Consider the following 2648-nt stretch of genomic DNA (forward strand, 5'->3'; position numbering starts at 1 on the left):
TTTGGTTGACTTCCCTGTCAAACACAGATTTACTGCCATCATTTTGAACTCCTTATCGAAGTGTCTTCTTTCTTGTTTCATCTTATGTAAATTTAGCTTAACGAGCTTAACTTACTGTCCTGTCAAATGTAGCAGTTCCACAGTTTATTAAGACACTTGTAAAACCTCCAATGATAATACTCACTACGGCATATCAGGATTATGCATTGGAAGCTTTTGAACATAGGGTGGTAGATTATTTACTGAAACCTTTTGCATTAAGTCGATTTGTGGTTGCTTGTAACAGGGCAAAGGATGAGTTTGATTTAAGAAAACAAAAAACAAATATCGATAATGATACTCCTGATCATTTTTTTCTGCACGTAGAGTATAAATTAGTTAAAATAGAGTGGCGTAAAATCCACTATGTTCAAGGGTTAAAAGATTACTTAAAAATTTACCTGGAAAATCACACACAGCCTATAATGACAAGAATGAGTATGAAATCCATAATGGACAAATTACCTGCCAGATATTTCTTTCGTATTCACAAGTCGTATATCATAAATATTTCCAAAGTTAGTTCCCTGAACAAGAATTTTATTTTTATAGATAACATAGAAGTTCCTGTCGGGGAATCGTATAAGGATAATTTATCCAGAATTATTGATCAGGGGATTTAATGATGTCGCTACAAATCACCTGTTGGTCTCTTCATTCCTCCACTTCATCTATTCTTTAAAAAACAGACTTTGAGATTGTTTACTTTCGATGCATTAATTTAAAATTCTTGCATATGAAGAACATGAAAAGTGTACTATTAATTTTAGGCTTCCTGACCTTGTCAACCGTTTTGTACAGCCAGGTAGAACAGAAAAAATATGATTTTGAAAATAAAATATTACAATGGCAAAAAGAGTATAATGTTGAATTTGTAGCAATAGGGATCATTGAAAATGGCCAAATAGAGTACACAAAAGTCTTTCATAAATTACATGGCGCTACCGATAGCATTCAGCATATGCAATTTGATGCTGCTTCATTGACAAAACCAGTTTTTGCGAATGCTGTATTACAATTAATTGATTCTAACATTCTGGATCTTGATGAAAGGATTTATCCATTTGGTCTCCATTCGGAAATCAAGAATATTGACATGCATAAAAAATTAACCGTTCGTCATGTACTATCACACCAATCCGGTCTTCCTAATTGGAGGTACATGACCCTTTCAGGAGAATTGGATTTTTACCACGAACCAGGAAGCAGATATACCTATTCTGGAGAAGGGTATGAATATCTACGAGAGATTTTAGATTTAAAATTGGGGGCAAGTATTCAAGATTATATTGATTCTTTAGTATTTAAACCTGCTGAGATGTATGAATCAAAAATTGGAAGTGCCGCAGGAGGAATGAATACTACAATACATGATTATACTAAATTTTGCAAATACATTATGGAAGGTGCAGGAATTACCAACTCTCTCTATAGCACAATGCATAAAAATCATACATATATTAAACCAAATATGTATTACGGGCTTGGATGGGAAGTGTCTGAAGCACTCGACAAGAACAACAATTATGCAATATTCCATTCCGGTGCAGGATCTGGTGTAAAAAACTTCACAGTGATATTCCCGAAAGATCAAAGCAGTGTAACAGTATTTACAAAAGGGGGAGATAATGGGTTATTAATTTATGAGAATATTGTTCGTTCTTTATCTGAATCTGGGAATGAACTTTTTAATAGGATTAACAAACAATATGCGCCAGAGAGACAGATTATTGTAGCGGAAAAAAAGTTGGAAGACTATGTAGGACAGTATCAGTTACAACAAAAAATTAAGTTCAACATCTTTATAGATAAAGGTAATCTAAGAATTGAATTAATGGGACAGGACTTAATGTTATTTCCTATTTCTAAGGATGAATTTATCGCTAATGAATCTACCTCTTTAAGATTTATAAGGGACGATGCTGGTAAAATTGAATCTTTAATCATTGGTCAATATGGAATCGACGCATTTTCATGTAAAAAGCTAGCAAATCAATAATTGTGAAAACTTCGACTCAAATACTATTATGTTTTTTTCTAGTCCTTTTTAGCTCATTTAACAGCCAACCTAAAGAAGAAAAGCCTATTTGCATTTTTGCCGGATATATGTTTGACTCTGAGCACAAGCAATTGATTAAAAACCAGTTGATTGAAGTTAGAGATGGGAAAATAACAAAGATTACAAGTAGTGTAGGGCTCCTGAAAAATAAAGACATCATCGATTTATCAGTCTATACGGTCATACCCGGTTTAATCGATGGTCATACTCATTTTTTACATTCGGAAGAAATAGGCGAAAAAAATGGTATTTTAAAAGAAATACTTTTTGAAAGTGATGCTCATAGGATTCTAAGAGGAGCAAAATTTGCAAAATCGTGGTTAATGAGTGGATTTACCACTGTCCGGGATTTGGGCAACTCCGGTAGATACCTTGATATAGAATTATTGGTGTCCGAGAAAAGATTTTGCCTTCTAAGGAAATTCATCAAAATCACCCCTGCCTGATCGGTAGGCAGGCCTAAATCCCCTAAAGGGGACTTTTTGATCACCCCTTCAGGGGACGGGGGTAGTTTTAGGAAATCGAAAAAATCTTTTCTCATTTCGTTTAA

General features: G+C 34.0%; 3 protein-coding genes. All 3 read left to right on the forward strand.

What is annotated here, in order from left to right; genetic code table 11:
- Nucleotides 1–170 precede the first annotated feature (170 nt).
- The 3 genes from AAOP42_RS02675 to AAOP42_RS23745 all read left to right on the forward strand — a co-directional run bounded on the left by AAOP42_RS02675 (nt 171) and on the right by AAOP42_RS23745 (nt 2544).
- The gene (locus AAOP42_RS02675) at nt 171–662 is read left to right on the forward strand and encodes a LytR/AlgR family response regulator transcription factor (RefSeq protein WP_349526914.1); all 492 of its coding nucleotides are present in this window, start codon (nt 171–173) and stop codon (nt 660–662) included.
- A gap of 122 nt (nt 663–784) precedes the next feature.
- Nucleotides 785–2038: a serine hydrolase domain-containing protein gene (locus tag AAOP42_RS02680; RefSeq protein WP_349526915.1), complete on the forward strand. Its 1254-nt coding sequence runs from the start codon at nt 785–787 to the stop codon at nt 2036–2038.
- A gap of 107 nt (nt 2039–2145) precedes the next feature.
- On the forward strand, nt 2146–2544 hold the full coding sequence (locus AAOP42_RS23745; RefSeq protein WP_502947641.1) for an amidohydrolase family protein: 399 nt from the start codon (nt 2146–2148) through the stop codon (nt 2542–2544).
- Nucleotides 2545–2648 lie beyond the last annotated feature (104 nt).

This window comes from Reichenbachiella sp. MALMAid0571 (genome assembly GCF_040151475.1).
Lineage (GTDB): Bacteria > Bacteroidota > Bacteroidia > Cytophagales > Cyclobacteriaceae > CAXBNB01.